Consider the following 26315-nt stretch of genomic DNA (forward strand, 5'->3'; position numbering starts at 1 on the left):
GCCTCCGCACCGACGTCTCACTCCTTGGGAGTTCCACCTCATGACCGCGCTCGACGCCCGCCCCGACGCCACGACGACACTCCGGTTCCCCGCCGGATTCCGCTGGGGCACCGCCACCGCCGCCTACCAGATCGAGGGCGCGGCCGCCGAGGACGGCCGTACCCCCTCCATCTGGGACACGTTCAGCCGCACCCCCGGCAAGGTCCGCAACGGCGACACCGGCGACATCGCCGCCGACCACTACCACCGGATGCACGAGGACGTCGCCCTCATGCGCCGCCTCGGCGTCACCGACTACCGGTTCTCGATCGCCTGGCCGCGGGTCCAGCCCACCGGCCGCGGTCCCGCCGTGCAGAAGGGCCTCGACTTCTACCGCCGGCTCGTCGACGAGCTGCGCGACGCCGGCATCCGGCCGGTGGCCACGCTCTACCACTGGGACCTGCCGCAGGAGCTCGAGGACGCGGGCGGCTGGCCGCAGCGGGAGACCGCGCAGCGCTTCGGCGAGTACGCGGGGATCATGGCCGAGGCACTGGGCGACCGGGTAGCGACCTGGACGACGCTCAACGAGCCGTGGTGCGCCGCCTTCCTGGGCTACGGCAGCGGTGAGCACGCCCCCGGCCGCACCTCTCCCCTGGCGTCGCTGCGCGCCGCGCACCACCTGAACCTGGCGCACGGCTGGGCCGCGCAGGTGCTGCGCGCCGAACTTCCTCCGTCCGCCGAGGTGTCGCTGACGCTCAACCTCCATGCCGTGCGGGCACATTCCGACGCGCCCGCCGACCTGGACGCGGCCCGCCGTATCGACGCCGTGGGCAACCGCATCTTCCTCGACCCGGTCTTCCGCGGCCGGCTGCCCGAGGACCTCGTCAGGGACACGGCGCCGGTCACCGACTGGTCGTTCGTCCTCGACGGGGACCTGGACGTGACCTCCACGCCGATCGACTCGCTGGGTATCAACTACTACTCCCCCACCGTCGTCGCCGCGGGTTCCGGCGCGGCGGCCCCCTCCCCGTGGGCGGGCGCCGAGCAGCACGTACGGTTCCTTCCCGCGCCCGGTCCGCGCACCGCGATGGACTGGCCGGTCGACGCCGACGGGCTGCACGAGCTGCTGATCCGGCTGCGCGACGACCTGCCGGGGGTACCCCTGGTGATCACCGAGAACGGCGCCGCGTACGACGACTACGCCGACCCGTCCGGCGACGTGAAGGACCCCGAGCGGGTCGCCTACCTGCACGCGCACCTGTCCGCCGTGCACCGGGCGATCGCGGACGGTGCCGACGTGCGCGGCTACTTCCTCTGGTCGCTCCTCGACAACTTCGAGTGGGCGTACGGCTACAGCAAGCGGTTCGGCATCGTGCACGTCGACTTCGCGACCCAGCGCCGCACGTTCAAGGACAGCGCACGCTGGTACGCGTCGGTCATCGAGCGTGGAGGCCTGGTCTGACCCTGGCCCGTGCCTCGCGGGCGAGCGGCAGATAGCGCAGGCGTTCGGGAAGTACGGGCACCACGGCCCGTACGACCCGGCCGACGCGCCGCAGCCGGCGTTCCTGCGCGTCCGTCCAGGGCAGACCGATGGCCTCGCGGGCGTCCGGTGGCATCAGCCCGATCGTCATGAACCGGCGGACGCGGGCGAACGGCCCACGCAGCAGCGGCCACAGCGCCCGCAGCACCAACCGGACCGGCAGCGGTCCCCGGTCCGGCGCCGGGACGGGCTGGTCCACGTCCACCAGTTCACGGACGACGACGGTGGCCTCCACCTCGTCGGCCAGCATCTTGCGGTAATACGGCCAGAACCCCTCGACGGTCTGCGGCATGTCCCTGTCGTGGATGCCCAGGACCCGGCCGACCTGGAGCCACTCGCCGTACAACTGCCGCTCCTCGGCCTCGGTCAGTTCGCGCACCAGATAGCGCGCGGCGTACCGGAACACGGGGAAGCCGGTGGCGTGGACCCAGGCGTAGTGGGCGGGTGTGAGCGCATGGTAACTACGGCCGTGCGCGTCGGTGCCCTGAATCGTGCGGTGCAGTTCGCGGAGCCTTCTGCCCTCCTGGGCCGCCGCTTCACCGCCGTAGACCCACAGCTGGAGCGAGCGCAGGGAACGCTCACCGCGGCCCCAGGGGTCGGTGCGGAAGACGGAGTGGTCGTCGACGCCGGCGCCGACAGCCGGGCGGGCGACCTGCAGCGTGAGGGCGGCGGGCAGCATCAGCAACGTGCGGACGTCACCGGTGAGGCTCCACAGAACACCGCCCGGCGGCGGTGGCTGGGGCTCGTCCGCGGCTGCCCTGCTCATCTGCTTCCACGCTGCTCTCTGCTCGGCCCGCCTGTCACCTCCCAGTATGCGCCGTGTGGATCACCGGCCCCGCAGGCCTCAGGCCCTGCCCGTGCCCATGACCTCCGGCCGGCCGGCCCTCCTCCCCCACCTGCCTCTCGTCGGCACCTGGTGACGAACGCGCGTGCGGATAGTATCCGGCTCATGACGGATATCATGATCAGGTCCGCCGTCGCGGACGACGTCCCTGCCATCGTGGCCATGCTCGCCGACGACGCCCTGGGAGCGACGCGTGAGTCGCCCGACGACCTGAGTCCGTATCTGACGGCGTACGAACGGCTGCGGACCGACCCGAACCAGTTGCTGATGGTGGCCGAGCGCGGTGACAGCGTCGTCGGCACCCTCCAGCTGACCGTCGTCCCCGGCCTGTCCCGGCGCGGCAGCACCCGTTCGATCATCGAGGGCGTGCGCGTCCACCGTTCGGAGCGCGGCCAGGGTCTCGGTCGACAGCTGATCGAGTGGGCCATCGAGGAATCCCGCAAGCAGGGCTGCCACCTGGTCCAGCTGACCTCGGACGCGGCCCGCCCCGACGCCCACCGCTTCTACGAGCAACTCGGCTTCACCGGCTCGCATGTGGGCTTCAAGCTCCCGCTCGGCCCGTGATCGTCGGGCGGGACACAGAAACCGGGCACCTACCCATTACCAGAAGGTAACTACGGCTGCTTTGATGTGCGGCGCCGGTCCGTCGACCGGTGGAACCCCCCACCATGAACGGGAGATTCTGTGCCGCACTCCGAGCTCCGCCGTGTCCCCGGCGCCGCCGTGTCCGCCGCCCTGTCCGCCGTGCTCGCCACCACCGCCCTGGCCGGCGCGGCGCCCACGGCCACGGCCGCGCCGGCCGAGGCGACACCGGGCCTGAAGGTCCTCACGTACAACGCTTTCCTGTTCAGCAAGTCCCTCTACCCGAACTGGGGCCAGGACCACCGGGCCGCTGCCATACCGGCGGCGTCCTTCTTCCGGGGCAACGACGTCGTCGTGCTCCAGGAGGCGTTCGACAACTCCTCGTCCGACGCGCTGCTGCGCAACGCCGCCGCCCAGTACCCGCACCGGACGCCGGTGATGGGCCGGAGCAAGGACGGCTGGGACGCGACCGGCGGCTCGTACTCGTCGACCACACCGGAGGACGGCGGGGTCGCGGTCCTCAGCAAGTGGCCGATCACCCGCAAGGAGCAGTACGTCTACAAGGACGCGTGCGGCGCCGACTGGTGGTCGAACAAGGGCTTCGTCTACACCGTCCTCGATGTGAACGGCACCAGGGTGCACGTGGTGGGCACGCACGCGCAGTCCACCGACCCGGGCTGCGACGCGGGCGAGGCGGCCGAGATGCGCAGCCGTCAGTTCCGGGCGCTGGACGCCTTTCTGGACGCCAAGAACATTCCGGTATCCGAACAAATCGTCGTGGCGGGCGACTTCAACGTGGACTCCCATTCGGCCGAGTACACCTCGATGCTCGCCGACGCCGGTCTGGCCGGGGCGGAGGCGCGGACCGGACACCCCTACTCCTTCGACACCGAGGAGAACTCGATCGCGGCGGAGCGCTACCCCGACGACCCGCGGGAGGACCTCGATCACGTGCTGCACCGTGCCGGGCACGCCAGGCCCTCCGGCTGGACCAATGAGGTGATCAAGGAGGTCAGCGTGCCGTGGTCCGTCTCCAGTTGGGGCACCACGTACACGTACACGAATCTCAGCGACCACTATCCGGTGATTGCCTCCGGCCAGTAGGCGCAAGCCGCCGACAGCGGTCTTGTGTCCGTGTCAGGGCCATGCCACATTGAGTCCGCACTCCGGACTGGTCCAGTCCATTTTGCCGTCAGGCACCCCCCACACGGACTCGAATGAAGGAGAGGCCCCCCATGAGACGCACGCTCCGCGCGCGCATCTGCCTTCCCGCCCTGCTGGCCCTGACCGCCGTCGGCCTCGGCTCCGGAACGGCCGGCGCCGCCGAGGCCGACGCCGCCGGTAACCCGAGCCCCGGCGTCGCCGCCTCCCCCGCCCAGTACACCCTGCACACCTCCCTCGAACGCGACCTCGGTGACCGCACCGCCGGTTCGTACCTCGACGCCGCCAGCGGCGAACTCGTCGTGACCGTCATCGACGCCGCGGCCGCGGAGGAAGTGCGGGCCACCGGTGCCCGCGCGGAACTCGTCACCCGGAGCATGGCCCAGCTGCGGGCTGCCATGGACACCTTGGAGTCCAAGGCCAAGATCACCGGAACGTCGTGGGGAATCGACCCGTCGAGCAACAAGGTCGCGGTCGAGGCCGACAGCACCGTGTCCGCGGCCTCCATGGCGAAGCTGCGGGGCGTCGCCGCCCGGCTCGGGGACGCCGTGAGCATCAAGCGCATCGCCGGCGAGTTCAAGAAGGAGGTCGCGGGCGGCGACGCGATCTACGGCGGCGGCTACCGCTGCTCCGCCGCCTTCAACGTGTCCAAGGCGACGACCCGTTACTTCCTGACCGCCGGGCACTGCACCAACTCGGCGAGCAGCTGGTCCGCCACCTCCGGCGGGCCCTCGATCGGCACCCGGGAGGGCACCAGCTTCCCGAACAACGACTACGGCATCGTCCGCTACACCGACGGCTCCCAGCCGGCGGGGAACGTCGACCTGTACAACGGCAGCCACCAGGACATCACCTCCGCGGCGGACGCGATCGTCGGCCAGTCCCTCCGCAAGAGCGGCTCCACCACCCGGCTCACCAGCGGCACGGTGACCGCTGTGAACGTCACCGTGAACTACGGCGACGGGCCGGTGTACAACCTCGTCCGCACCACCGCCTGCTCCGCGGGCGGCGACAGCGGCGGCGCCCACTTCGCCGGCTCGACGGCGCTGGGCATCCACTCCGGCAGCGCGGGCTGCACGGGATCGAGCGGCTCCGCCCTCCACCAGCCGGTGAAGGAGGCGCTCAGCGCCTACGGGGTCGCCGTCTACTGACCGTTACCTCTCCTTCTCCCCAGGGCGTGTCCCGCACCGGCGGGGCACGCCCTTGCCACGCCGACGTGCCGGCGGGCCGGCCGGTGGGGGGAACCTTCTGTGGGTAGGCCGCCCGTGGCGACGCCGGCCGGAGGACCGGCCGCCGGCGGGTCGATCGGTCAGTCGCCGTGGTCGTACACCGTGACCCCGATGCCGCGGGCCGTCAGGCGCTCGGCTATCAGCGGTTCGACGCGGGACCACTTGCCGCCCGCGAGCCCGCAGCCGATCCGCGGCATATGGACGGACGCGCCGAGCTCCAGAGCCTTGTCGGCCACCCGCGCGAGCGCCTTGTCGATCGCCTCGTAGCGGACGGGGACGCCCTGGCTGCCTGTGCGTATCCCCCGCTGGCCCACCATGTTGCCCACCCACACATGCCGGTCGACCTGGACGAACTGCGCGGCGCCCATCGCGAAGTCGTTGCCGGCGCGCTCCCGGTGCCAGCGGCGGTACGCCGCTTCCGGCTCGGGCCAGCGGCGGGAGAGGGCCAGGACGAATCCCTTGCCCCACCCGCCCAGGTCGTTGCACACGTGCACGATCAGTTTGACGCCTTTCGCCTGCGGCGCTGTGGCGTCCCCCCGGACGTATCTGATCCCCGACATGGCACCACCGTACGGTGCACCAGCGACAACGGATCTTCGGCCGGTCCCACGGCTTTCACAACACCGGTGAGACAGCAATACTGTTGCACCGGTGTGGTTCAGCAGAAGGAGGACTCATGGCGACCGGGACCGAGGAGCCGACGCTCACCGTCGACGAACTGGCCGCGCGCGCCGGGGTCACCGTACGCACCATCCGCTTCTACAGCACCCGCGGGCTGCTGCCCCCGCCCGTGATCGGCCCCCGCCGGGTCGGGCATTACGGCACGGACCATCTCTCCCGGCTGGCCCTCATCGAGGAGTTGCAGCACCAGGGCATGACCCTCGCCGCGATCGAGCGCTACCTGGAGCAGCTGCCGCCGGACCTGAGCGCGCAGGATCTGGCGATCCACCGTGCGCTGGTCGCCTCGTGGGCGCCGGAGTCGGCGGAGGAGGTCACCCGGGAGGAGCTGGAGCGCAGGGCGGGCAGGGCGCTGTCCGACCAGGACGTCGGCCGGCTGGCCGCGATGGGTGTGCTGGACCGTTCCACGCCGGACACCTACCGCCTGGACGGCGGGCTGCTGCGGCTCGGCGTGGAGCTGCTCGACGTGCCGATCGCGCACGAGACGATCCTTGCGTCGCGCACGGTGCTGCTGGAGCACGCGCGGGCCGCCGCTCAGGACCTGAGCCGGCTGTTCCGTGACGAGGTCTGGGGCCCCTACCGCGAACGCGAGTCGGACCCGGACCATGTGGCGGCGATGAAGTCGCTGTCCGCCCATATGCAGCCGATGGTGATCCAGGCCCTGGTGACGGCGTTCCAGCGTTCGCTGCGGGAGGAGCTGCGGGCGGCGTTCGACACGGAGACGACGTAGTCGACCCGCCCGGCCCGACGTAAAGAAGTTGCCCCGGGCAGGGTGGTGCAGGAGGCTTCCGGCCATGTCCGATCAAGGAACCAGAACCGCTCACAGCGTGCACGCGCTCTTCTCCCACGGCCGGCTGACCGCGATCCCCCGCAAGCCGGCCCGCCGCGAGCAGCTGCTCGTGCACCTCGCGGGGACGCTCTTCGAACGGGACCGCGACTACACCGAACGCGAGGTCAACGACGCTCTGCGCACCGTGCACGACGACTGCGCGGCGCTGCGCCGCTATCTGGTGGTGGCGGGTCTGCTGACCCGCACGAAGGACGGCGGCAGCTACCGGCGGGGCCGGTGACTGCCGCCGTCGTGACGGTCAGGCGTCGGTGAAGACCTCGCCGCGCTCCGCCTTCTCGACCAGCAGTGCCGGCGGCTGGAACCGGTCGCCGTAGCGCTCGGCCAGCTCGCGGGCGCGGGCCACGAAGCCCTTCAGGCCGCCCTCGTAGCCGTTGATGTACTGCAGGGCGCCGCCCGTCCAGGCCGGGAAGCCGATGCCCATGATGGAGCCGATGTTGGCGTCGGCGACCGTGAGCAGGACGTTCTCCTCGAGGCAGCGGACCGTGTCCAGGGCCTCGGAGAAGAGCATCCGCTCCTTCATGTCGTCGAACGGGATGTCGGTGCCCGGCTTGGTGAAGTGCTCACGCAGCCCCGGCCAGAGACCGGCGCGCTTGCCGTCCTCGTCGTAGTCGTAGAAGCCGGCGCCGCCGCTGCGGCCGGTGCGGCCGAACTCGTCGACCATCCGGTCGATCACGGTGTCCGACGGGTGGCCGGCCCAGGTGCCGCCCGCCTCCTCGACGGCGCGCTTCGTCTCGTTGCGGATCTTTCGCGGCAGGGTCAGGGTCAGCTCGTCCATCAGGGAGAGCACCTTCGCCGGGTAGCCGGCCTGCGCGGCCGCCTGCTCGACGGAGACGGGGTCGACGCCCTCGCCGACCATCGCCACGCCCTCGTTGATGAACTGGCCGATGACCCGGGAGGTGAAGAAGCCGCGGGAGTCGTTGACGACGATCGGCGTCTTGTTGATCTGCCGGACCAGGTCGAAGGCGCGGGCCAGCGCCTCGTCCCCGGTGCGCTCCCCCTTGATGATCTCCACCAGCGGCATCTTGTCGACGGGCGAGAAGAAGTGCAGTCCGATGAAGTCGTCGGGCCGCGAGACGCCTTCGGCGAGCACGGTGATCGGCAGGGTGGAGGTGTTCGAGCAGAGCAGCGCATCCGCCTCGACGACGTCCTGGATCTCCTGGAAGACCTTGTGCTTGAGCGCGGTGTCCTCGAAGACCGCTTCGATCACCGCGTCGCAGCCCGCGAGGTCCGCGGCGTCGGCGGTCGGGGTGATCCGGGCGAGCAGCGCGTCGGCCTTCTCCTGCGTGGTGCGGCCGCGTGACACGGCCTTGGCGCACAGCTTCTCCGAGTAGTCCTTGCCCTTGGCGGCGGCCTCGGCGCTGACGTCCTTGAGGACGACCTCCATACCGGCCCGCGCACAGGAGTAGGCGATGCCGGCGCCCATCATGCCGGCGCCGAGGACGGCCACCTTGCGGACGGGACGCGGCTCGATGTTCTTCGGCCTGCTGGCGCCGGAGTTGACGGCCTGCAGGTCGAAGAAGAACGCCTGCATCATGTTCTTGGCGATCCGGCCGGTGACCAGCTCGGTGAAGTAGCGCGCCTCGATGACCTGGGCCGTCTCGAAGTCGACCTGCGAGCCTTCGACGGCGGCCGCGAGGATGTTGCGCGGCGCCGGGTAAGGGGCACCCGCGGTCTGCTTCCGCAGGCTCGCGGGGAACGCCGGCAGGTTGGCGGCGAACCTGGGGTTGGACGGGGTGCCGCCGGGGATCTTGTAGCCCTTGACGTCCCAGGGCTGCTGCGAGGACGGGTTCGCGTCGATGAAGGCGCGGGCCTTGGCCAGCATCTCGTCCGGGGTGACGGCCACTTCCTGGATCAGGCCGTTCTCGAGGGCGCGCTGCGGGCTGTACTGGGTGCCCTGGAGCAGCACCTTCAGCAGCGCGTCCGCGATGCCCATGAGCCGTACCGTGCGGGTGACGCCTCCGCCGGCCGGCAGCAGGCCGAGGGTGACCTCGGGCAGGCCGATCTTGGAGCCCGGCGCGTCGAGCGCGATGCGGTGGTGGCAGGCGAGGGCGATCTCGTAACCGCCGCCGAGCGCCGCGCCGTTGATGGCGGCGACGACGGGCTTGCCGATGGTCTCGATGCGGCGCAGGGCGCGCTTGATGCCCATGCCCGCCTCGAAGACGAACTGTGCGTCCTCCGGTCCGGCCTTGATCATCTCCTTGAGGTCGCCGCCCGCGAAGAAGGTCTTCTTCGCGGAGGTGAAGATGATGCCGCGGATGGACTCCTGCTCGGCCTCCACCCGGTCGGCGATCGCGGCGATCGAGGCCTTGAAGGCCTGGTTCATGGTGTTGGCTGACTGGTTGGGGTCGTCGAGGACGAGCGTGACGATGCCGGTCTCGTCCTGTTCCCAGCGGATGGTGGTGGACTCGCTCATGGTCTGGCTGCTCCGTATGGCGGGTGAGGACGGGGGTCAGAGACGCTCGACGACGGTGGCGATGCCCATGCCGCCGCCCACGCAGAGGGTGGCGAGGCCGTACCGCTTGTCCTGTCGTTCCAGTTCGTCGATGAGGGTGCCGAGGATCATCGCCCCGGTCGCGCCCAGCGGGTGACCCATGGCGATGGCGCCGCCGTTGACGTTGACCTTGTCGAGGGAGAGGCCCATGTCCTGGGCGAAGCGCAGGACGACGCCGGCGAAGGCCTCGTTGATCTCGACGAGGTCGATGTCGTCGATGGTCAGCCCGGCCTTGGCGAGTGCCTTGCGGGTCGCGGGCGCCGGACCGGTGAGCATGATCGTCGGCTCGGAGCCGGAGACCGCGGCGGAGACGATCCGGGCGCGCGGGGTGAGCCCGTGGCGCTCGCCCACTTCCTTGCTGCCGATGGCGACGAGGGCGGCGCCGTCGACGATGCCGGAGGAGTTCCCGGCGTGGTGGACGTGGTCGATCTTCTCGACCCAGTGGTACTTCTGCAGGGCGACTGCGTCGAAGCCGCCGAGGTCTCCGATGCCCGCGAAGGACGGCTTGAGGGACGCGAGGGAGTCCGCGGTGGTGCCGGGGCGCATGTGCTCGTCGTGGTCGAGGACGACAAGGCCGTTGCGGTCGCGGACGGGGACGACGGAGCGGTCGAAGCGTCCGTCCTTCCACGCGGCGGCGGCCCGCTCCTGCGACATCGCCGCGTACTCGTCGACGTCGCGCCGCGACCAGCCGCCGAGGGTGGCGATCAGGTCGGCGCCGATGCCCTGCGGGACGAAGTTGGTCTCGTAGTTGGTCATCGGGTCGGCGAACCAGGCGCCGCCGTCGGAGGCCATCGGCACGCGCGACATCGACTCGACACCGCCGGCGAGGACCAGGTCCTCCCAGCCGGAGCGAACCTTCATCGCGGCCATGTTGACGGCTTCGAGGCCCGAGGCGCAGAAGCGGTTCTCCTGTACGCCGGCGACGGTGTCGGGGAGCCCGGCGGCGATGGCCGCGATCCGGGCGATGTCGGATCCCTGGTCGCCGACCGGTCCGACGACTCCGAGCACGATGTCGTCGACGGCGGCGGGGTCCAGGCCGGGGAACCGGGCCTGGATCTCGTGGATCAGTCCGACGACGAGATCGATCGGCTTGGTGCCGTGCAGGGCCCCGTTGGCCTTGCCGCGACCGCGCGGGGTGCGGATCGCGTCGTACACGTACGCTTCGGTGCTCACTGGTCAGCCTTTCAAGAGGGTGTGAGGTCGTGTCTCCGGCGTCCCGTCCGCCCGGCCCTCCGGGCGGACGGGACGCCGAAGACACTCCCTAGCCGAGCAGGGAACGACCGATGATCTCCTTCATGATCTCGGTCGTGCCGCCGTAGATGGTCTGGATGCGTCCGTCCGTGAAAGCCCTGGCGACGCGGTACTCGTTCATGTAGCCGTACCCGCCGTGGAGCTGGAGGCAGCGGTCGGCGGCGCGTTTCTGGAGTTCGGTCGCCCACCACTTGGCCATCGAGGCGTGGACGGCGTCCAGCTCGCCGTTGGCGTGGTCGGTGATGCAGCGGTCGAGGAAGGCCCGGGTGACCGCGCATTCCGTCGCCAGCTCCGCGATCTCGAAGCGGATGTGCTGGAGCTTGGCGAGCGGCCGGCCGAAAGCCTCGCGCTCCTTGACGTACTCGGTGGTGATCTCCAGCAGGTGTTCGGCCGCGGCGATGCCGGCGACGGCGATCGCCATCCGCTCCTGCGCGAGGTTGGTCATCAGATGGATGAAGGCGCCGTTGAGCTCGCCGAGCAGGTTCTCCTTGGGGACGCGGACGTCGTTGAAGAACAGTTCGGCGGTGTCCTGCGACTTCTGGCCGATCTTGTCGAGGTTGCGGCCGCGTTCGAACCCCTCCGCGCCCCGCTCGACGACCAGCAGCGACAGCCCGCGCGCGCCGCCCTCCGGAGAGGTCTTCGCGACGACGATCACCAGGTCGGCGAGAATGCCGTTGGAGATGAACGTCTTGGAACCGTTCAGCAGCCAGTGGTCGCCGTGGTCCTCGGCCGTGGTGCGGATGCCCTGGAGGTCGGAGCCCGCGCCCGGCTCGGTCATGGCGATCGCGGTGATGATCTCGCCGCTGCAGAAGCCCGGCAGCCAGCGCCGCTTCTGCTCGTCGTTGGCGAGGGAGGTGAGGTAGGGGCCGATGATGTCGTTGTGCAGGCCGATGGCCAGGCCGGGCGCGCCCGCGCGGGTGAACTCCTCGTGGAGCACCGCGGCGTACCGGAAGTCGTCGTTGCCGCCGCCCCCGTACTCCTCGGGCACGGCGAGTCCCAGCAGCCCCTGGCGGCCCGCGGCCAGCCACGCGTCGCGGCTGACGATCCCGTCCTTCTCCCACTGCTCGTAGTACGGCTCCACCTCCTTGGAGAGGAAGGTGCGCACGGACCGACGGAACGCCTCGTGCTCGGCGGTGAAGATCTCGCGCTTCAACGGTCCTCCTGAGGCCGGATCGCGGGCACGTCCCAGTCCCTGGCGACGTCCGCGGTGTCCGCGCCGGGCTGGGCGGGTCCCCTGCTCACGGCCGTGGGGGTGGCGGAGAAGCGGGGCGCGGGGGCGGGCTGGGTGATGCCGCCGTGGTCGACGTACGTCCCACGGGCGGCGAGGTGCGGATGGCCGGGTGCCTCGCGGAGCGAGAGCACGGGGGCGACGCAGGCGTCGGTGCCTTCGAACACGGCGGTCCACTCGGCGCGGGTACGGGACCTGAACCGGTCGGCGACCGCCTGGCGCAGCTCGTCCCAGCGGTCGAAGTCCTTGCGGGCAGGGATGTCGTCCTTGATGCCGAGCAGTTCGACGAACCGGTCGTAGAACTGCTGCTCCAGCGCGCCGACCGCCATGTACTGACCGTCGGCGGTCTCGTAGGTGCCGTAGAAGGGGCAGCCGCCGTCGAGGAGGTTCGCGCCGCGCCGGTCCTGCCAGCCGCCGGCGGCCATCATCCCGTGGATCATCGTGGCGAGGTGGGAGGCGCCGTCGACGATGGCCGCGTCGACGACCTGTCCGCCGCCGCCCTCGGCGCGTGCGTGCTGGAGGGCCGCGAGCACGCCGATGACCAGGTAGAGGGAGCCGCCGGCGTAGTCGCCGACGAGGTTGGCCGGTACGGTGGGCGGCTCGCCGGGGCTGCCGATCATGGAGAGTGTGCCGGTCAGCGCGATGTAGGCGATGTCGTGACCGGCGCGCTGGGCGAGCGGTCCTTGCTGGCCCCAGCCGGTCATCCGCCCGTAGACCAGGCGTGGGTTGCGGGCGAGACACTCGTCGGGGCCGACGCCGAGGCGCTCGGCGACGCCGGGCCGGAACCCCTCGATGAGGACGTCGGCGCGCTCGACGAGATCGAGGACCCGGGCGGGGCCGTCGGCCGACTTGAGGTCGATCAGCACGGAGCGCTTGTTGCGGTTGGTGAGGTCGTACGCCGGGTCGATGGCGAGCCCGGCACCGCCGGGGCGGTCGACGCGCACGACGTCGGCCCCGAGGTCACCGAGGAGCATCGCGGCGAACGGGCCGGGCCCGATGCCGGCCAGCTCCACCACTCGTACCCCGGCCAGCGGGCCGTTCCCTGACGCTGTCATCCAGCCCCCAGCTATGTGACACAACTGATGTAACACCAGCGATGGTAAGAACGCGTTCCAGTTATGACAAGGGTTTGGGCCGAGCAAGCGCTTAGGGTCTTTCGTTCGGATTCGGATCACGCCGGGCTCGCGGGCCCTGGCACGCACGCTCGCTGATCCGGCCTGATCCGAACGAAGGACCCTGGACGGCTCGAACCCGCTTGATCACCGGTGGATCACCAAGGGAAACCGGATCTTCTGTGCGGCCGCTCCGCGCGCTAGCCTCAGCCACCGACAACGGCGTGGGGCAGGGTCTGCCGCCCTGATCCGCCGGACAGCCCGACGGCGGAGGAGCCAGTGAACAGCCAGAACGGGACGGACCGCGCACAGCGGCCGTACGACATCGTGCTCTTCGGAGCCACCGGATTCGTCGGGCGCCTCACCGCCGAGTATCTCGCGCGGCACGCGCCGGAGGGCTGCCGCTGGGCCGTCGCGGGACGCAGCCGCGACAAGCTCGAGCACCTGAGGGAGCAACTGGCCGTCATCAACCCGTCGTGCGCGGCCCTCGCGCTGATCGAGGCCGACGCCGCCGACGCCGGGTCGATGCGGGAGCTCGCCGGCTCCGCCAGGGTCGTGGCCACGACCGTCGGCCCGTATGTCTGGTACGGCGAAGGCCTGGTCGCAGCGTGCGCCGACGCCGGGACGGACTACGTCGACCTCACCGGGGAGCCCGAGTTCGTCGACCTGATGTACGTGCGGCACGACGCGCGGGCCCGGGAGACCGGTGCTCGCCTCGTCCACGCGTGCGGCTTCGACTCGGTCCCGCACGACCTCGGCGTGTACTTCACCGTGCAACGGCTCCCTGAAGGGGTGCCGCTCACCGTCGACGGCTTCGTCCGCTCGAACGCGATGTTCTCCGGCGGCACACTGGCCTCCGCACTCAACGCGATGGGCCGCGGCCGTGAAACGCTGCGCGCCGCGCGCGAACGCCGGCTGCACGAACCGCGGCTGGTCGGCCGCCGGGCGCAGGCCCCCCTCGGCGGGCCGCACTTCAGCCGGGAGACCGGGGCATGGGCGCTGCCCCTGCCGACGATCGATCCGCAGATCGTGGTCCGCTCGGCGCACAGGCTGGAACGCTACGGCCCCGACTTCCGCTACCGCCACTACGCGGCGGTCAAGACCCTGCCGATGGCGCTCGGCGGCCCTGCGGCCGTCGGAGCGGGCTTCGCCCTCGCGCAGATCCCCGCCGCCCGGCGGTGGCTGACGGACCGTTACGCACCGGGCGACGGCCCCAGTGCCAAGCGCCGGGCGGAGAGCTGGTTCTCGGTCCGCTTCGTCGGCGAGGGCGGCGGGCGCCAGGTCTTCACCGAGGTGAAGGGCGGCGACCCTGGCTACGACGAGACGGCGAAGATCCTGGCGGAAGCGGCGATGTGCCTGGCCGGCGACACGCTGCCGAAGACGTCCGGTCAGGTGACGTCGGCGGTGGCGATGGGCGAAGCGCTGCTGACACGGCTTCAGCGGGCGGGCATCCACTTCCGGGTGGCGCACATTCGGTAGCGGACGCTGCCGCACCACCGCGTTCCCGCCCCCGCCGCAGGCGCGTGGGGCGGGGAGGTCCCGGCCCCGGTCCCGCCCCGGGCCGGGGGCCGCCGGCACGGCGTCGATGCGGATGCCGGGATCCAGCGTCCTGGACCGATGTGCTCACTCCTGTCCACGGAGCGGCGGGTTCACGACCGGCGGCCACGAAGATTTCACCCGTCGCATGTGACGCAAAGGCTGTGCAGGACGCGCGTACAGCAGGACTCTGGACCTGCCCGTGGAGAGGCCACGTGGCGCGCACCGACCCCCGTCCACACGTGGAGGTTTCTGCATGCGTCGCCGTTTCGCCCTGCCGCTCGTGTCGGCCGTACTGGCATTGCCCGCCGCCCTGATCCCCGCCGGATCGGCCACCGCCGCCCCCGCCGACAAGCTCCAGGTGCTCAGTTCCTGGACGCAGACCAGCGCCACCAGCTACAACGCCTGGGCCGCGGCCCGGGCCGACCAGGGTGCCTGGAGCGCCTACGGCTTCAACTGGACCACGGACTACTGCTCCACGTCGCCGGACAACCCGTTCGGCTTCCCTTTTAAGATGTCATGTGCACGCCATGACTTCGGTTATCGGAACTACAAGGCCGTCGGCAGCTTCGACGCGAACAAGTCCAGACTGGACTCGGCGTTCCACGAGGACCTGAAGCGGGTGTGCAACGGTTACTCCGGTGCCACGCGCACCGCATGCAACTCGACGGCGTGGACGTACTACCAGGCCGTGTCCGCCTTCGGGTACTCGGCGGCGGTCGACGGCGGTAAGGCCGCCTGATCAAGGGTGCGGCCCCGTCACGGAGGTGACGGGGCCGCACCCGACGCGGCCGTCACCCCCCTGTCGCCTCCGAAAGCGCCCTCCGGCACAGGGCGTCCGCACGCCGTGTCGTCTCCGGGACCCGGAACTCAGGCGCCAGCCGCAGCGTGTGGGCACACGCCGCGTCGAGCGTCACCCGGTGCCCCGCGGAGACGAAGACCGGCTTCACCCCCCGCTGGGTGCGCAGCGCCCTGCCGACCTCCTCGCCGTCGTCGGCGAGAAGTGGCGCGAAGTCGCCCCGGCCTGATCCGAGTTCGCCGTAGGTGAAGACGAACGGATTCTTCGCGACGCCGATCGAGGGCAGCCCCGTCAGTACCCCGAGGTGGCTCGCCAGCCCGAACCGCCGGGGGTGCGCGCGTCCGTAGCCGTCGCACACGACCAGGCCGGGCCCGGCCGTGAGCGACTCGAGCGCGGCCAGCACCGTCGGGATCTCACGGAAGGCGAGCAGTCCGGGCACGTAGGGGAAGGTGATCCGGCCGACCGCCGTGGCTTCTTCCACCACGGTCAGCGTCGCCGCGTCCAGCACGACCGCCGCCGCGGCGACGACATCGCGTTCGTCGTCGTACGCCACGTCGACGCCGGTCACCAGCCCGGTGCCGACCGGCGGGCCAGGCTCGTCCAGGACGACGCGGGTGCGCAGTTCGTCCTGGACGGCCAGGGCCTCATCTTCGTTCACGGGCCAGCCGGAAGGCGCTTCGACGATCTTCATGATGCCGCCCACTGTATGACCTGCCCCGAAGCGACCGCCGCCCGGTGACAGGGGCCCGGTAGCGTGGCGGTCATGTTTGTGATGGAACTGACCTACACCGCGCCGGTCGAGCGCGTCGAACCGCTGATGGAAGCCCATGTGGCATGGCTGGACGGCCTGTACGAGGAGGGCGTCTTCATCGCGTCGGGCAGGAAGAAGCCGCGCGACGGCGGGATCATCCTCGCGGTCGGGGACGACCGCGCCGGCATCGAGAAGATCGCGGCGACCGACCCCTTCGTCGTCGGCGCTGTGTGCACCTACCGGATCACCGAGTTCCTCGCGACCAGGACGGCGCCCGAGCTGGCCCCCTACCGCCAGCAGCCGGCTCCCTGACGGCCCGACCGCCTGTCTCAGAACTCCAGACGCGCGACCCGGCCCTTCTCCCCGGAGGCCCAGCACCCGAAGTCAGGGGTGCAGTCCACGGTGTCGAACGAGCCGGTGTCGACCGTGCGCCAGGTCCGACCACCGTCCGTCGTCAGGTCCGTCCCGGTGGGTCCGACGGCGAGGGCGGCGGACCTGCTGTGCGGGAGCCAGGTCACACCGGAGCGGTACGCGGGCGGCGGGGTCTGTGCCTGCCGCCAGCTGCGGCCGCCGTCGCCAGTGACGGCCGCGGCCCACGGCGAGGCCTGGTCGGCGCGGTAGTCGCCACCGACCGCGAGGCCGTGCGTCCGGTCGCGGAAGGCGAGCGCGAAGACGCCGCGGGCCGGGTCACCGGCCGGGATCGTCGACTCCGCGACGGTCCAGTTCACGCCACGGTCGGCGGAGTGCAGCACACGCGCCGTGGCGCCGCCCCCCGTGGCCAGCCAGACGTCCTTCGGACCGGAGCTGACGAGACACTGGCCGCTCGCCGCGAAGCCCGCCTCGCCCGGCAGGGCGGGCGGCATGCCGGCGTCGGGGAGGACCTTCCAGGACCGCCCGCCGTCGCCGGTGGACAGGATGCGGTACTTCCCGTCCACGGGGTCACTCATGGCGAGGCCGTGCCGGCTGTCGAAGAACGTGATGCAGTCGTAGAACGCCTTGGCGTCGGTGTTGCGGAACGACTCGGTCCAACTCACCCCGCCGTCCTCGGTCCGCAGCACCCGGGACGCCTCGCCCTCGCCGATGGCGAGGACCACCGCGCGCCGGCCGTCGAACGCCTCGACGTCACGGAACTCGAGCGCCCCGGCCCCGGGCGGTGAGACGTCCAGCCAGCTGCGGCCGCCGTCGGTGGTGCGCAGCACGGTGCCCTTGGAGCCGGCCACCCATGCGGTCTTCCGGCTGACCGGTGCCAGCCCTCGCAGCCGCACCTCGGTTCCCGTGTCATTCAGGCTCCAGCCGGGGGTACCGGCCGCCGCGGGCCGGTCCGCCGCCGTTGCCGCCTGCTCCGCATGCACCGGCGCGGCCGCCGCGGCAGCCACCGCGATGGCGCACAGCCCCACGGACAGCGTTCGTCTCGTCTTCCCCAAGGACCTCATGGCGCTGGAAGCTAGCCCACGCACCGGGACCCGTCCAGGGTGCGTGGCGCCGACTTCGACGGGTGGCGATCCGAGTGTGCGGCGGACGGCGGGCGGTGACACATGTCACTCTCTTCCCCGGTGCACGGAATCGGTCCTTCCGACGTCTTCTGAGATATCAGGGAGACCTGCGCCATCAGGACCCAGCGAGCCGCACACGAAGGAGCGGGGCTTGTCCACCGTCATCGAGCAGACCGTCCAGGCCCGACTCGTCGCGTCCGCACCCCAGATGGAGTCCGTTCCCGCGACGCTGCACTACGACCGCCGTGACCCTTTCGCCGTCCGTATCGACTTCCCCGGCCCGGCCACCCTGGAGGGCACCGATGTGTCCTGGGCGTTCTCGCGGGAGTTGCTGGCCGAGGGGGTCCATGAACCGGCCGGCCTCGGCGACGTGCGGTTGCGGCCGTACGGCTACGACCGGACGGTGCTGGAGTTCCACGCCCCCGAGGGCATGGCCATGGTGCACATCCGCACCGGCGATCTGCAGCGCTTCCTCGAGCGCGTGCAGGAGGCGGTCCCGGCCGGGCGCGAGCACCTGTACCTGGGGCTCGACCAGGACCTGACGGAGTTGTTGGGCGACGCCGCCTGACGCCCTCCGCCGCTCCCCGGCCACCGTCGCGACCCCCGCCGTCGGTCACGCCCGACGGCACCGCTCCCCCGGGTCGGACGAATGCCGTTGACACGACCCCGGCGGCCCTATACAGTGTATGACGGTTCTGTTGTCGTCGATCGGAGTAGGACGTTGCTCGTCTGAGGTCTTGAGACACCGTGCAGCACGGCTCATGCCTGTGCGCTTCGCGTGCGACCTCGACGACTCATGCCGTCCGCTCCCCCGACCGGGACTTTTTCCCTCCCGGCGTCTCCGGGCTCTCCCCGGTCCGTTTCCGGCATCCGTCACGTCGCACAGGTGTCTCCACCGTTGCTCCCAGCCCGTACCCAGCAACCGGAGGCCACGTGTCTACTTCCCCCACCTATCTCACCTGCTCCGCGCTCGGCTTCGCATGGCCGGACGGCACCGTCGTCTTCGAGGACTTCCACCTTGCGATCGGGCCGGGCCGCACCGGCCTTATCGGCCTCAACGGCTCAGGCAAGTCAACCCTGTTGCGGCTGCTCGCCGGCGAACTCGTACCGTCCGCCGGGTCGGTCCGCGCCATGGGAGAGATCGGCTACCTGCCGCAGAACGTGGTGCTCGACACCGGCATGCGGGTGGACGAGGTCCTCGGCATCGCAGCGACCCGCGCCGCGCTGCACGCCATCGAGGCGGGCGATCCCAGCGAGGAGAACTTCACAGCGGTCGGCGACGACTGGGACGTCGAGGAGCGCGCGCACGCCACCTTGGACCAGCTGGGTCTCGGCCGCATCGGTCTCGACCGCACCATCGGCGAGGTCTCGGGCGGCGAGGCGGTCCTGCTGCGGCTGGCGGCACTGCTGCTGGCCCGTCCCGATGTGCTGCTGCTCGACGAACCCACCAACAATCTCGACCTGTTCGCCCGCCGGCGCCTGTACGACGCTGTGACGCGGTGGTCCGGTGTGCTGGTGGTCGTCAGCCACGACCGTCAACTGCTGGAACTGGTCGACCAGATCGCCGATCTGCGCGAGGGCGAGGTCGCCTGGTACGGCGGCAACTTCTCCGCATACGAGGAGGCGCTCGCCGTCGAACAGGAGGCGGCGGAAAGGATGGTGCGTGTCGCGGAGGCGGACGTCCAGCGCCAGAAGCGTGAACTGGCGGACGCGCACATCAAGTTGGCCCGTCGCAAGCGGTACGGGCAGAAGATGTACGACACCAAGCGGGAGCCGAGGATCGTGATGCGCTCCCGCAAGCGCACGGCCCAGGAGTCGGCCGGCAAGCACCGCATCATGCACACCGAGAAACTCGCGGAGGCGAAGGAGCGTCTCGACGAGGCCGTGGAGGCGGTACGCGACGACGACGAGATCCGTATCGAGCTGCCCAGCACCCAGGTCCACCCCGGCCGCGGGGTGCTGCGGCTCCGTGACCTGCGGCTCCAGTACGGGGCAGAAGTGAAGGGAGAGTTCGAGGTACGAGGACCCGAGCGGATCGCTCTCGTGGGGCGCAACGGCGCGGGCAAGACGACCCTGCTGCGCACTATCGCCGGCGAGCTGGAACCGGTGGCGGGCGAGGCGGTGCCCGATGTCCCCCTCCGCTTCCTGCCGCAGCGCCTCGACCTCCTCGACGACGGGCTGAGCGTCGTCGAGAACGTGGCCCGGTTCGCGCCCGGCGCCACGAACAACCGGATCAGGGCGCGGCTGGCGCGCTTCCTCTTCCGGGGCGCCCTGGCCGACCAGCCGGCCGGGACGCTGTCGGGCGGCGAGCGGTTCCGTGCGGCACTCGCGGCGCTGCTGCTCGCCGAGCCCGCGCCGCAGTTGCTCATGCTGGACGAGCCGACGAACAACCTCGACATGTCGAGCGTGCGCAGCCTCACGGCGGCTCTGGAGTCCTACCAGGGAGCCCTGATCGTGGCCAGTCACGACGCGTCGTTCCTCGATTCGATCGGCGTCACGCGGCGGCTGCTGCTCGACGGCGAGCTGCGGGACGTCTCGGCGGAGGAACTGCGGGACGGGGCGTTCCCGATGGGATGAGCGTGCGGGCCCGTCGGGGTGAACGTCCGACGCATAGGGGTGATTGAGCGGCACGGCCGGCGGAGAGGCACCGGGAGACCGGTCCGACCCGCCCGGCCGCGCCGCGCCGCACGGTGGGAACGGCGGGACGCCCCGGAGGACGGATCGCCCCGTCGTGCGCCTGCCCCGGCCCGTTCGGGCGAACAGAAAATTCTCGGGCCGCTCAGGCGGCTGCGGGAGACGTGACACAGCGCTCCGCGCACCGACGGACCTGCCCTTATAACGGTACGTAATCGGGCATCGCGGATCCGGGCTTGGACGGGGGCTTATGACGTGCTTAACCTACGGTTTCGTAACCTACGAGTACGTAGGTAACTCTCCCGTCCCCCAGGAGCCCCCGTGACGATCACCTCTCCCCACCTCGGCAGTTCGGAAGCGTGGACCGACGCGCGACTTCTGTACGCGCTGGAAGAGGTCGTGGAGAAGGAGCTCAACCGCCATCTGAAGGTCGCCAAGGACTGGATGCCGCACGAGTACGTCCCCTTCTCCGACGGCCGCAACTTCCCCGGCTTCTTCGAGGACGGAGAGGCCTGGGACCCCGCCCAGTCCAAGGTCACGGACATCGGCAAGATCGCGCTGGTGGTGAACCTCCTCACCGAGGACAACCTCCCCAGCTACCACCACGAGATCGCGACGCTCTTCGGCCGCGACGGGGCCTGGGGCACCTGGGTGCACCGCTGGACCGCGGAGGAGGGCCGGCACGGGATCGTGATGCGGGACTACCTGCTCACCTCCCGCGCCGTGGACCCGGACAAGCTCGAGCAGTTCCGGATGGCCCACATGGCAGAGGGCTTCGAGTCCGACAACCGCCACTCGATGCTGCACTCCGTGGCTTACGTCGCCTTCCAGGAGCTCGCGACGCGCGTGTCGCACCGCAACACCGGCCACCAGTCCGGCGACCCGGTCTGCGACCGGATGCTGGCGCGTATCGCCACCGACGAGAACCTGCACATGGTCTTCTACCGCAACCTGCTGGGCGCGGCCTTCGAGATCGCCCCCGACCTGACCATGCAGTCCGTGCGGGACGTGGTCGTGAACTTCCGGATGCCGGGGCACGGCATGCCCGGTTTCGAGCGGGCCGCCGCGCAGATGGCCATCGGTGAGATCTACAACATGCGCATCCACCACGACGACGTGCTCCAGCCGGTGCTGCGCCACCTCAAGGTCCTCGAGATCGACGGCCTGGGCCCGGAGGGCCTCAAGGCGCAGGAGGAGCTCGGCCTCTACATGAACGGGCTGGACGCGGAGGCGCTCAAGTTCGACGAGAAGCTCGCCGCCCGCAAGTCCCGGATGGCGGCGCGCGCCGCCGGCTAGCGCGTCCCCGCGGCACCGCCGGTGCCGGTGGCCGTCGCTCTCCCGGGCGACGGCCTGCGACGACGTTGGACAGCGTCCGGGCCGCGGCCGTACGGGCGGGCCGAACCCGGGACTACTGGGGCGTGGGGCGGCACCGTACGCTGTCCCGCGTGAAACCCCTGACGCGCGTCGTCCTCTTCGGCGCCCCGATAGCTGTTGCCGTCTCCGTCTACTTCGGCGGGGGCGGCGAGTCGCTGCGCCCCAAGGACGACCCGAGCCTGCGCGTCAGCCCGACCGCCTTCGCGCCCGACCCGCTCAAGGCGGGCAGCCCGGCCCAGCAGCGCGAGCGGGACGACCGCATCGACGCGCTGCCGCCGGGCCTCGCGGATCCCGCGAAGAAGGAGATCGCCGCCCAGCTGGTGGCGAGCGCGGAGAACTCGACGCTGGACTGGAAGAGCCAGTACGGCGCCATCGAGGACATCGGTGACGGCAACGGCTACACTGCCGGGATCATCGGCTTCTGCTCGGGTACGAACGACATGCTCCAGCTCGTCGAATACTTCACGGACGAGCACCCGGACAACCCGCTCGCCGGGTACCTCCCCGCGCTCCGCAAGGTCGACGGCAGCGACTCGCACGAGGGGCTGGGCGCGCCCTTCGAGGCGGCGTGGGCGAAGGCCGCGGAGGACCCGGAGTTCCGCAAGGCCCAGGACGTGATGCGCGACCGGATCTACTTCGACCCGGCCGTGCGGCTGGCCAAGATGGACGGACTGTCCACGCTCGGCCAGTTCATCTACTACGACGCGATGGTGCTCCACGGGCCCGGGCTCGGCCCGGAGGGCTTCTACGGCATCCGCGAGGCCGCCATGAAGGCCGCCGACACCGCCGCGGAGGGCGGCGACGAGAAGGCCTACCTGAATGCCTTCCTCGACGCCGGCCGGACCGTGATCGGCCGCCAGAAGACCGAGCAGACCAGGGACTCCTCGCGGATCGACACCGCTCAGCGCGTGTTCCTGCGCGAGGGGAACACCGGGCTGGACACGCCCCTCACCTGGCGGGTGTACGGAGAGACGTTCCGCATCGGCTCATGAGCCGATGCGTCGCCCGGTGACCCGCCGTGCCGCCCGGCGCCGCACTCGACCTCGTGAGCCGCGCCGCCACCTCGTGGAGCGCGCCATCTGTGCGCGGCACCGCCGGGGTCGGTCAGCGGGCCGTGCGCTTGAGGCGGTGGCGTTCCTTCTCCGAGAGGCCGCCCCAGACGCCGAACCTCTCGTCGTGTGTCAGCGCGTACTCCAGGCAGGCCACCCGGCCCTCGCACGCTCCGCAGAGCTGCTTGGCCTCACGGGTGGAGGAGCCGGGGGCGGGGAAGAAGAACTCGGGACCGGCCTGGGCGCACAACGCGCTCTCCTGCCAGGCGAGTTCGGGCTCGGTCGTGATGGTGGTGTTGATCGGCATGCTGGACACGCTGCCCGCCGCCGATAAACATCGTGTCAACGAACATTCAACGGCCGCTCGGCGGGCGGGTCCCACCGGTCGCTCCCGCGGCAGTGAAGCCCTGGACGACGGCGAACCGCGCGCCCGCCGGATCGGCCAGCTTCGCGAACCGGCCGACACCCTCCACGTCGACGGGTGTCCGCTTGATCTCCGCGCCCAGTTCCTGCGCCCTGGCCACCGAGGCGTCACAGTCCTCGACGCCGAAATACGCCAGCCAGTAGGGCCCGCCCGACGCCTCGAGCCGATCGGCGCTCATCTGGAGGACGCCGGCGAACGTGGTGTCCTGCGCCGCTCCGCCGGGGCGGACCATGGTGTAGTAGCCGCTGCCGTCCGGCATGGGCATCTGGGAGGCCTCCCAGCCGAAGACGTCGCCGTAGTACGTCAGGGCGAAGGCGAGATCGGGGGTGAACAGCTCGAGCCAGCCGAGCGCCCCGACGTCGCTGACCCGGTCGAGCCCCTTGTTCCTGCCCGGTTCCCAGCCCGCGAAGGCCGCTCCCGCCGGGTCGAGGCAGATCGTCATCCGCCCTTGGTCGAACACGTCCATGGGCCGGACCACGACGCTCCCGCCGCGCTGTTCGACGGCTTTGACCATGGCGTCGGCGTCGGGCGTCTGGAAGTAGACGTTCCAGCCCGGCGGGCCCTTCTCCGGCGGCACGGTCATCGCGGCCGCGACCGTCCTCCCGTCGAGCTGGAACATGCCGTAGCCGCCGGCATCCGGCCCCGCCGACACGAACGTCCAGTCGAACACCTGGCCGTAGAAGGCCTTCGCGCCCTCGACGTCGGGCGTTCCGAGCTCGATCCAGTTCGGGGAGCCGGTGACGTAGGGAGCGCTGAGCACGGGTCCTCCTTCGGATACGGCCGCGTCGGTCCCCGAGTCTCCTACCGATCCCGCCCGAAACCTTCACGGCGCGCCCGGCGAAATCGCCGTACGCCGCTCCGACGCCTGTTGGATCCACAGCGCCCGCCTCACGGACTTGGCCCGTCAAGTCGGTTGGACCCCAAAGTGTGTGACGGAGCGGCTGCTGAACTCGCCGGCCTTCCGCCGCGTCACCGGGGATCAGGGCGAGGCGTGCGACGTACGGTTCGCCGTGCAACTCCGACGGGAGCTCCTTCGGGTTCCGGAATACGGCCGAGCGCGCCGAGCGGGCGCCCGTGATCCGGCGCCCGTGATCCGGCGCCCGGAAACGTACGTCTCACAGGAAGACGGCCCCCTAAGAGCGGCGAACGTGGCGCTGGGTATCGCGGTCGAAGTCGAACCCGCCCAGCGAGCATCCCCCTTGCGCCCGCGCCGCGACAGGCCTGGTCGTCGTCGGTGAGGCTTGGCGTCTTCAGCCGCGTGTCCCGATGTCGCGCCAGAAGGCATCGACGCGGGAATTCCATTCGTCCGGCACTTCCTGGAAGGGTTGGTGGGCCTCCTCCTCCATGACTTCGAACCGGGCGTCGGGGATCAGTTCCGCCACGGCGCGACCGAGCGGCGGACGCGCGGTCGGGTCGAGGGCGCCGGCGAGGACGAGCGTCGGTGCTGCGATCCGTGGCAGGCGGTCGGTGGTGTCATGGTCGATGAAAGCATCGAGAAATCGTTGGACATCCTCGGTGGACTGCTTATGGGGGAAGGCGAGGACCTCTTCGATGATCCGGTCGACGCTTCCGTCGTTGTGCGCCCGCGCTGTGTAGATGTCGAGATAGAAGCCCTCGAGGAACGCGCGCTCGCTCGGAGCGACCGCCACCAGCCACCGGATGAACCGTGCCCAGGAGCGCAGGTACGGGTCCATCACCGGCCATGTGCTCTGCAGGACGAGGCTGCGCACCAGTTCCGGGTGGCGGAGCGCCAGCTCCTGGGCGATGATGCTGCCGCCGGAGAAGCCGGCGACGTGAGCAGCGGAAACGTCAACAGCCCGCAGAAGGGCGGCGGCGTCGTCCGCCATCATCTCCACGGAGACGGGACCGTCGGGCATCGCGGTCCGGCCGGCCCCACGATTGTCGAACGCGGTCAGGCGGTAACGGTCCGAGAGCCGGTCGAGCTGGAACTGCCACGATTCGACGGTGTCGCCCAAGCCGCCGATGAGCAGGACGTCCGGCCCTTGACCGACCCGTTCCCTCCAGATGTCCAGGTCACCGGCACCGACGTGTTGACCCATGGCCGGCCGCCTTCCTCTCTGGCCTGCTATGTCTCCATGACTCCATCCTCGCCCAGTGGCCGAGGGTTGCAACCTGCGGAGCGAGACCCCCGGGCCGCCGGGAGAACGGGGCAGCCTCAGGCTCGTCCGGGTGTTGTCCGAAACCTGACGGGGCCTGGCCGACCGGCCGGCCACGGCGGCGCTACGGCCTGATCTCGTACACGAGATTGAACGGTGTCTGCGCCGCTCTGCGGAACCGGGTGAAGCCGGCGTCCCTGATCACCTCCCGGATCGCGGTCTCCCCGGCCTGTGCGCCCAGGGAGTAGCCCCCGGGCTGGGACATGCTGTTCGGCACGCACAGGAACGTGGAACCGCTGTAGTACAGCCGGCCGACCGGATTGAAGTTCTCCTCGACCTTGTCGGACGAGTACGGCTCCACCAGCATCCATGTGCCGTCCGGGTCCAGCGCCTCCCGCACTTGCCTGGCCGCTCCGAGCGGATCGCCCATGTCGTGCAGGCAGTCGAACATCATCACCAGGTCGTAGTCGCCGCCGGTGAACGTCTGCGCGGTCGCCACCTCGAAGGTCACGCGGTCGGTCAACTCGGCCGCCTCCGCCTTCTGCCGCGCCAGTTCGATCGACTCCGCGTGGTAGTCCGAACCGACGACGGTGGTGCGCGGGTAAGCCTCGGCCACGAGGAGCGACGAGGAGCCGAGTCCGCAGCCGAGGTCCGCCACCCGCGCTCCGGCCGCCAGCTTCTCGTGGACCCCGTCCAGCGCCGGGATCCAACTCGGTACGAGCTCCGCCGCGTATCCCGGGCGGTAGAACGCGTCACAACCGACGAACACGTCCTCGTCGTGCTCGTGCCAGGCCACGCCGTCACCGTTGCGGAACGCCTCGGTGATCCGCGGCTCTGCGCGCAGATACCCCAGCACGATCAGAAAGGCGGCCGGAACATTGGGACCGTCCGGGTCGGCCAGGCAGAACGCCTGCTCCTCGGTCAGCCGGAACGCTCCGGTCTGCGGGTCATAGCTGACGTACCCGCCTGCGGCCTGGCCGAGCAACCATTCGGTCAGGTAGCGGGGATGGCATCCGGTGCGCTCCGCGAAGCGCTCCGGCGTCGCCGGGCCTTCCGCCAGTGCCCGGTACAGGCCGAGTCGGTGACCGATCACCACCGAACCGGCGGCACCAGCGGCACCCAGGTCCGTCACGAACCGCCCCAGAAACTCGGTGACCTTGTTGTGATCCATTCCCGGTCTCCTTCCTGCGCGA

Annotated in this window: 25 protein-coding genes; 13 read left to right on the forward strand and 12 right to left on the reverse strand. The window is 70.7% G+C overall.

Going from position 1 to position 26315, the window contains the following annotated elements:
* Positions 1-40 precede the first annotated feature (40 nt).
* Positions 41-1441: a GH1 family beta-glucosidase gene (locus GLX30_RS04910; protein WP_159683983.1), complete on the forward strand. Its 1401-nt coding sequence runs from the start codon at positions 41-43 to the stop codon at positions 1439-1441.
* Here GLX30_RS04910 and GLX30_RS04915 read toward each other — a convergent pair.
* Complete coding sequence (locus GLX30_RS04915; RefSeq protein WP_159683986.1) at positions 1416-2285, reverse strand: oxygenase MpaB family protein; 870 nt, start codon at positions 2283-2285, stop codon at positions 1416-1418. The two genes, GLX30_RS04910 and GLX30_RS04915, sit on opposite strands and share 26 nt — an antisense overlap.
* A 183-nt stretch (positions 2286-2468) precedes the next feature.
* Here GLX30_RS04915 and GLX30_RS04920 point away from each other — a divergent pair, with 183 nt between their 5' ends.
* The 3 genes from GLX30_RS04920 to GLX30_RS04930 all read left to right on the forward strand — a co-directional run bounded on the left by GLX30_RS04920 (position 2469) and on the right by GLX30_RS04930 (position 5257).
* Positions 2469-2927: a GNAT family N-acetyltransferase gene (locus GLX30_RS04920; protein WP_159683989.1), complete on the forward strand. Its 459-nt coding sequence runs from the start codon at positions 2469-2471 to the stop codon at positions 2925-2927.
* A gap of 120 nt (positions 2928-3047) precedes the next feature.
* A complete protein-coding gene (gene sph / locus GLX30_RS04925) occupies positions 3048-4049 on the forward strand; it encodes a sphingomyelin phosphodiesterase (RefSeq protein WP_159683992.1) in 1002 nt (333 codons plus the stop codon).
* Positions 4050-4180: 131 nt separating this feature from the next.
* The gene (locus GLX30_RS04930) at positions 4181-5257 is read left to right on the forward strand and encodes a S1 family peptidase (RefSeq protein ID WP_159683995.1); all 1077 of its coding nucleotides are present in this window, start codon (positions 4181-4183) and stop codon (positions 5255-5257) included.
* Positions 5258-5415: 158 nt separating this feature from the next.
* Here the strand turns inward: GLX30_RS04930 and GLX30_RS04935 are convergent, their stop codons facing one another.
* Positions 5416-5895 (reverse strand): macro domain-containing protein, encoded by a 480-nt coding sequence (locus tag GLX30_RS04935; RefSeq protein ID WP_159683998.1) that lies wholly within the window; start codon positions 5893-5895, stop codon positions 5416-5418.
* 116 nt (positions 5896-6011) lie between these two features.
* On the opposite strand from GLX30_RS04935, the gene GLX30_RS04940 reads away from it, so the two are divergent.
* Both GLX30_RS04940 and GLX30_RS04945 read left to right on the forward strand, forming a co-directional pair.
* Entirely contained in the window at positions 6012-6743 is a 732-nt protein-coding gene (locus GLX30_RS04940; RefSeq protein WP_159684001.1) for a MerR family transcriptional regulator, read from the forward strand.
* Positions 6744-6807: 64 nt separating this feature from the next.
* Positions 6808-7083, forward strand: a complete 276-nt coding sequence (locus tag GLX30_RS04945; RefSeq protein WP_159684004.1) for a DUF2087 domain-containing protein — start codon at positions 6808-6810, stop codon at positions 7081-7083.
* A gap of 18 nt (positions 7084-7101) precedes the next feature.
* Here GLX30_RS04945 and GLX30_RS04950 read toward each other — a convergent pair whose 3' ends face one another.
* From GLX30_RS04950 to GLX30_RS04965, 4 genes are all read right to left on the reverse strand, one after another.
* Positions 7102-9276, reverse strand: a complete 2175-nt coding sequence (locus GLX30_RS04950) for a 3-hydroxyacyl-CoA dehydrogenase NAD-binding domain-containing protein (RefSeq protein WP_159684007.1) — start codon at positions 9274-9276, stop codon at positions 7102-7104.
* A 36-nt stretch (positions 9277-9312) separates the two neighbouring features.
* A complete protein-coding gene (locus GLX30_RS04955; protein ID WP_159684010.1) occupies positions 9313-10527 on the reverse strand; it encodes an acetyl-CoA C-acetyltransferase in 1215 nt (404 codons plus the stop codon).
* Between the two features lie 88 nt (positions 10528-10615).
* Entirely contained in the window at positions 10616-11758 is a 1143-nt protein-coding gene (locus tag GLX30_RS04960; RefSeq protein WP_159684013.1) for an acyl-CoA dehydrogenase family protein, read from the reverse strand.
* A complete protein-coding gene (locus GLX30_RS04965; RefSeq protein ID WP_159684016.1) occupies positions 11755-12888 on the reverse strand; it encodes a CaiB/BaiF CoA-transferase family protein in 1134 nt (377 codons plus the stop codon). Before GLX30_RS04965 ends, GLX30_RS04960 begins: the two co-directional genes overlap by 4 nt.
* A gap of 336 nt (positions 12889-13224) precedes the next feature.
* Between GLX30_RS04965 and GLX30_RS04970 the strand changes: the two genes are divergently transcribed.
* Both GLX30_RS04970 and GLX30_RS04975 read left to right on the forward strand, forming a co-directional pair.
* Positions 13225-14424 carry a saccharopine dehydrogenase NADP-binding domain-containing protein gene (locus GLX30_RS04970; protein WP_159684019.1) on the forward strand — a complete coding sequence of 400 codons (1200 nt, stop codon included), beginning with the start codon at positions 13225-13227 and terminating at the stop codon, positions 14422-14424.
* 313 nt (positions 14425-14737) lie between these two features.
* Positions 14738-15223, forward strand: coding sequence for a phospholipase (locus GLX30_RS04975; protein ID WP_159684022.1), 486 nt, complete (start codon positions 14738-14740; stop codon positions 15221-15223).
* 52 nt (positions 15224-15275) lie between these two features.
* On the opposite strand, the gene GLX30_RS04980 is transcribed toward GLX30_RS04975, so the two are convergent.
* Positions 15276-15971 carry an endonuclease V gene (locus GLX30_RS04980; RefSeq protein ID WP_159684025.1) on the reverse strand — a complete coding sequence of 232 codons (696 nt, stop codon included), beginning with the start codon at positions 15969-15971 and terminating at the stop codon, positions 15276-15278.
* 72 nt (positions 15972-16043) lie between these two features.
* Here GLX30_RS04980 and GLX30_RS04985 point away from each other — a divergent pair, with 72 nt between their 5' ends.
* Entirely contained in the window at positions 16044-16343 is a 300-nt protein-coding gene (locus tag GLX30_RS04985) for a YciI family protein (protein ID WP_159684028.1), read from the forward strand.
* Positions 16344-16360: 17 nt separating this feature from the next.
* On the opposite strand, the gene GLX30_RS04990 is transcribed toward GLX30_RS04985, so the two are convergent.
* Entirely contained in the window at positions 16361-17464 is a 1104-nt protein-coding gene (locus GLX30_RS04990; RefSeq protein WP_159684030.1) for an oxidoreductase, read from the reverse strand.
* A gap of 211 nt (positions 17465-17675) precedes the next feature.
* On the opposite strand from GLX30_RS04990, the gene GLX30_RS04995 reads away from it, so the two are divergent.
* The 4 genes from GLX30_RS04995 (at position 17676) to GLX30_RS05010 (ending at position 22524) form a co-directional block, all read left to right on the forward strand.
* Positions 17676-18092, forward strand: a complete 417-nt coding sequence (locus GLX30_RS04995) for an SsgA family sporulation/cell division regulator (protein WP_159684033.1) — start codon at positions 17676-17678, stop codon at positions 18090-18092.
* A 365-nt stretch (positions 18093-18457) separates the two neighbouring features.
* Positions 18458-20101, forward strand: coding sequence for an ABC-F family ATP-binding cassette domain-containing protein (locus tag GLX30_RS05000; protein ID WP_159684035.1), 1644 nt, complete (start codon positions 18458-18460; stop codon positions 20099-20101).
* Between the two features lie 378 nt (positions 20102-20479).
* Positions 20480-21454 carry an acyl-ACP desaturase gene (locus tag GLX30_RS05005; RefSeq protein WP_159684037.1) on the forward strand — a complete coding sequence of 325 codons (975 nt, stop codon included), beginning with the start codon at positions 20480-20482 and terminating at the stop codon, positions 21452-21454.
* Between the two features lie 158 nt (positions 21455-21612).
* Positions 21613-22524, forward strand: a complete 912-nt coding sequence (locus GLX30_RS05010) for a chitosanase (protein ID WP_159694871.1) — start codon at positions 21613-21615, stop codon at positions 22522-22524.
* Positions 22525-22636: 112 nt separating this feature from the next.
* Here the strand turns inward: GLX30_RS05010 and GLX30_RS05015 are convergent, their stop codons facing one another.
* From GLX30_RS05015 to GLX30_RS05030, 4 genes are all read right to left on the reverse strand, one after another.
* Positions 22637-22888, reverse strand: coding sequence for a WhiB family transcriptional regulator (locus GLX30_RS05015; protein WP_159684040.1), 252 nt, complete (start codon positions 22886-22888; stop codon positions 22637-22639).
* 46 nt (positions 22889-22934) lie between these two features.
* Positions 22935-23765, reverse strand: coding sequence for a VOC family protein (locus tag GLX30_RS05020; RefSeq protein WP_159684042.1), 831 nt, complete (start codon positions 23763-23765; stop codon positions 22935-22937).
* A 490-nt stretch (positions 23766-24255) separates the two neighbouring features.
* Complete coding sequence (locus GLX30_RS05025) at positions 24256-25065, reverse strand: alpha/beta hydrolase (RefSeq protein WP_159684045.1); 810 nt, start codon at positions 25063-25065, stop codon at positions 24256-24258.
* Positions 25066-25246: 181 nt separating this feature from the next.
* On the reverse strand, positions 25247-26293 hold the full coding sequence (locus GLX30_RS05030) for a class I SAM-dependent methyltransferase (RefSeq protein WP_159684047.1): 1047 nt from the start codon (positions 26291-26293) through the stop codon (positions 25247-25249).
* Positions 26294-26315: the final 22 nt, after the last annotated feature.

Source organism: Streptomyces sp. Tu 2975 (genome assembly GCF_009832925.1).
GTDB lineage: Bacteria > Actinomycetota > Actinomycetes > Streptomycetales > Streptomycetaceae > Streptomyces.

Coding starts and splice junctions, on each gene's coding strand:
- GLX30_RS04910 (WP_159683983.1), top strand. CDS start 41: ATGACCGCGCTCGACGCCCGCCCCGACGCCACGACGACACTCCGGTTC.
- GLX30_RS04915 (WP_159683986.1), bottom strand. CDS start 2,285: ATGAGCAGGGCAGCCGCGGACGAGCCCCAGCCACCGCCGCCGGGCGGT.
- GLX30_RS04920 (WP_159683989.1), top strand. CDS start 2,469: ATGACGGATATCATGATCAGGTCCGCCGTCGCGGACGACGTCCCTGCC.
- GLX30_RS04930 (WP_159683995.1), top strand. CDS start 4,181: ATGAGACGCACGCTCCGCGCGCGCATCTGCCTTCCCGCCCTGCTGGCC.
- GLX30_RS04935 (WP_159683998.1), bottom strand. CDS start 5,895: ATGTCGGGGATCAGATACGTCCGGGGGGACGCCACAGCGCCGCAGGCG.
- GLX30_RS04940 (WP_159684001.1), top strand. CDS start 6,012: ATGGCGACCGGGACCGAGGAGCCGACGCTCACCGTCGACGAACTGGCC.
- GLX30_RS04945 (WP_159684004.1), top strand. CDS start 6,808: ATGTCCGATCAAGGAACCAGAACCGCTCACAGCGTGCACGCGCTCTTC.
- GLX30_RS04950 (WP_159684007.1), bottom strand. CDS start 9,276: ATGAGCGAGTCCACCACCATCCGCTGGGAACAGGACGAGACCGGCATC.
- GLX30_RS04965 (WP_159684016.1), bottom strand. CDS start 12,888: ATGACAGCGTCAGGGAACGGCCCGCTGGCCGGGGTACGAGTGGTGGAG.
- GLX30_RS04975 (WP_159684022.1), top strand. CDS start 14,738: ATGCGTCGCCGTTTCGCCCTGCCGCTCGTGTCGGCCGTACTGGCATTG.
- GLX30_RS04980 (WP_159684025.1), bottom strand. CDS start 15,971: ATGAAGATCGTCGAAGCGCCTTCCGGCTGGCCCGTGAACGAAGATGAG.
- GLX30_RS04985 (WP_159684028.1), top strand. CDS start 16,044: ATGTTTGTGATGGAACTGACCTACACCGCGCCGGTCGAGCGCGTCGAA.
- GLX30_RS04990 (WP_159684030.1), bottom strand. CDS start 17,464: ATGAGGTCCTTGGGGAAGACGAGACGAACGCTGTCCGTGGGGCTGTGC.
- GLX30_RS05015 (WP_159684040.1), bottom strand. CDS start 22,888: ATGCCGATCAACACCACCATCACGACCGAGCCCGAACTCGCCTGGCAG.
- GLX30_RS05025 (WP_159684045.1), bottom strand. CDS start 25,065: ATGGGTCAACACGTCGGTGCCGGTGACCTGGACATCTGGAGGGAACGG.
- GLX30_RS05030 (WP_159684047.1), bottom strand. CDS start 26,293: ATGGATCACAACAAGGTCACCGAGTTTCTGGGGCGGTTCGTGACGGAC.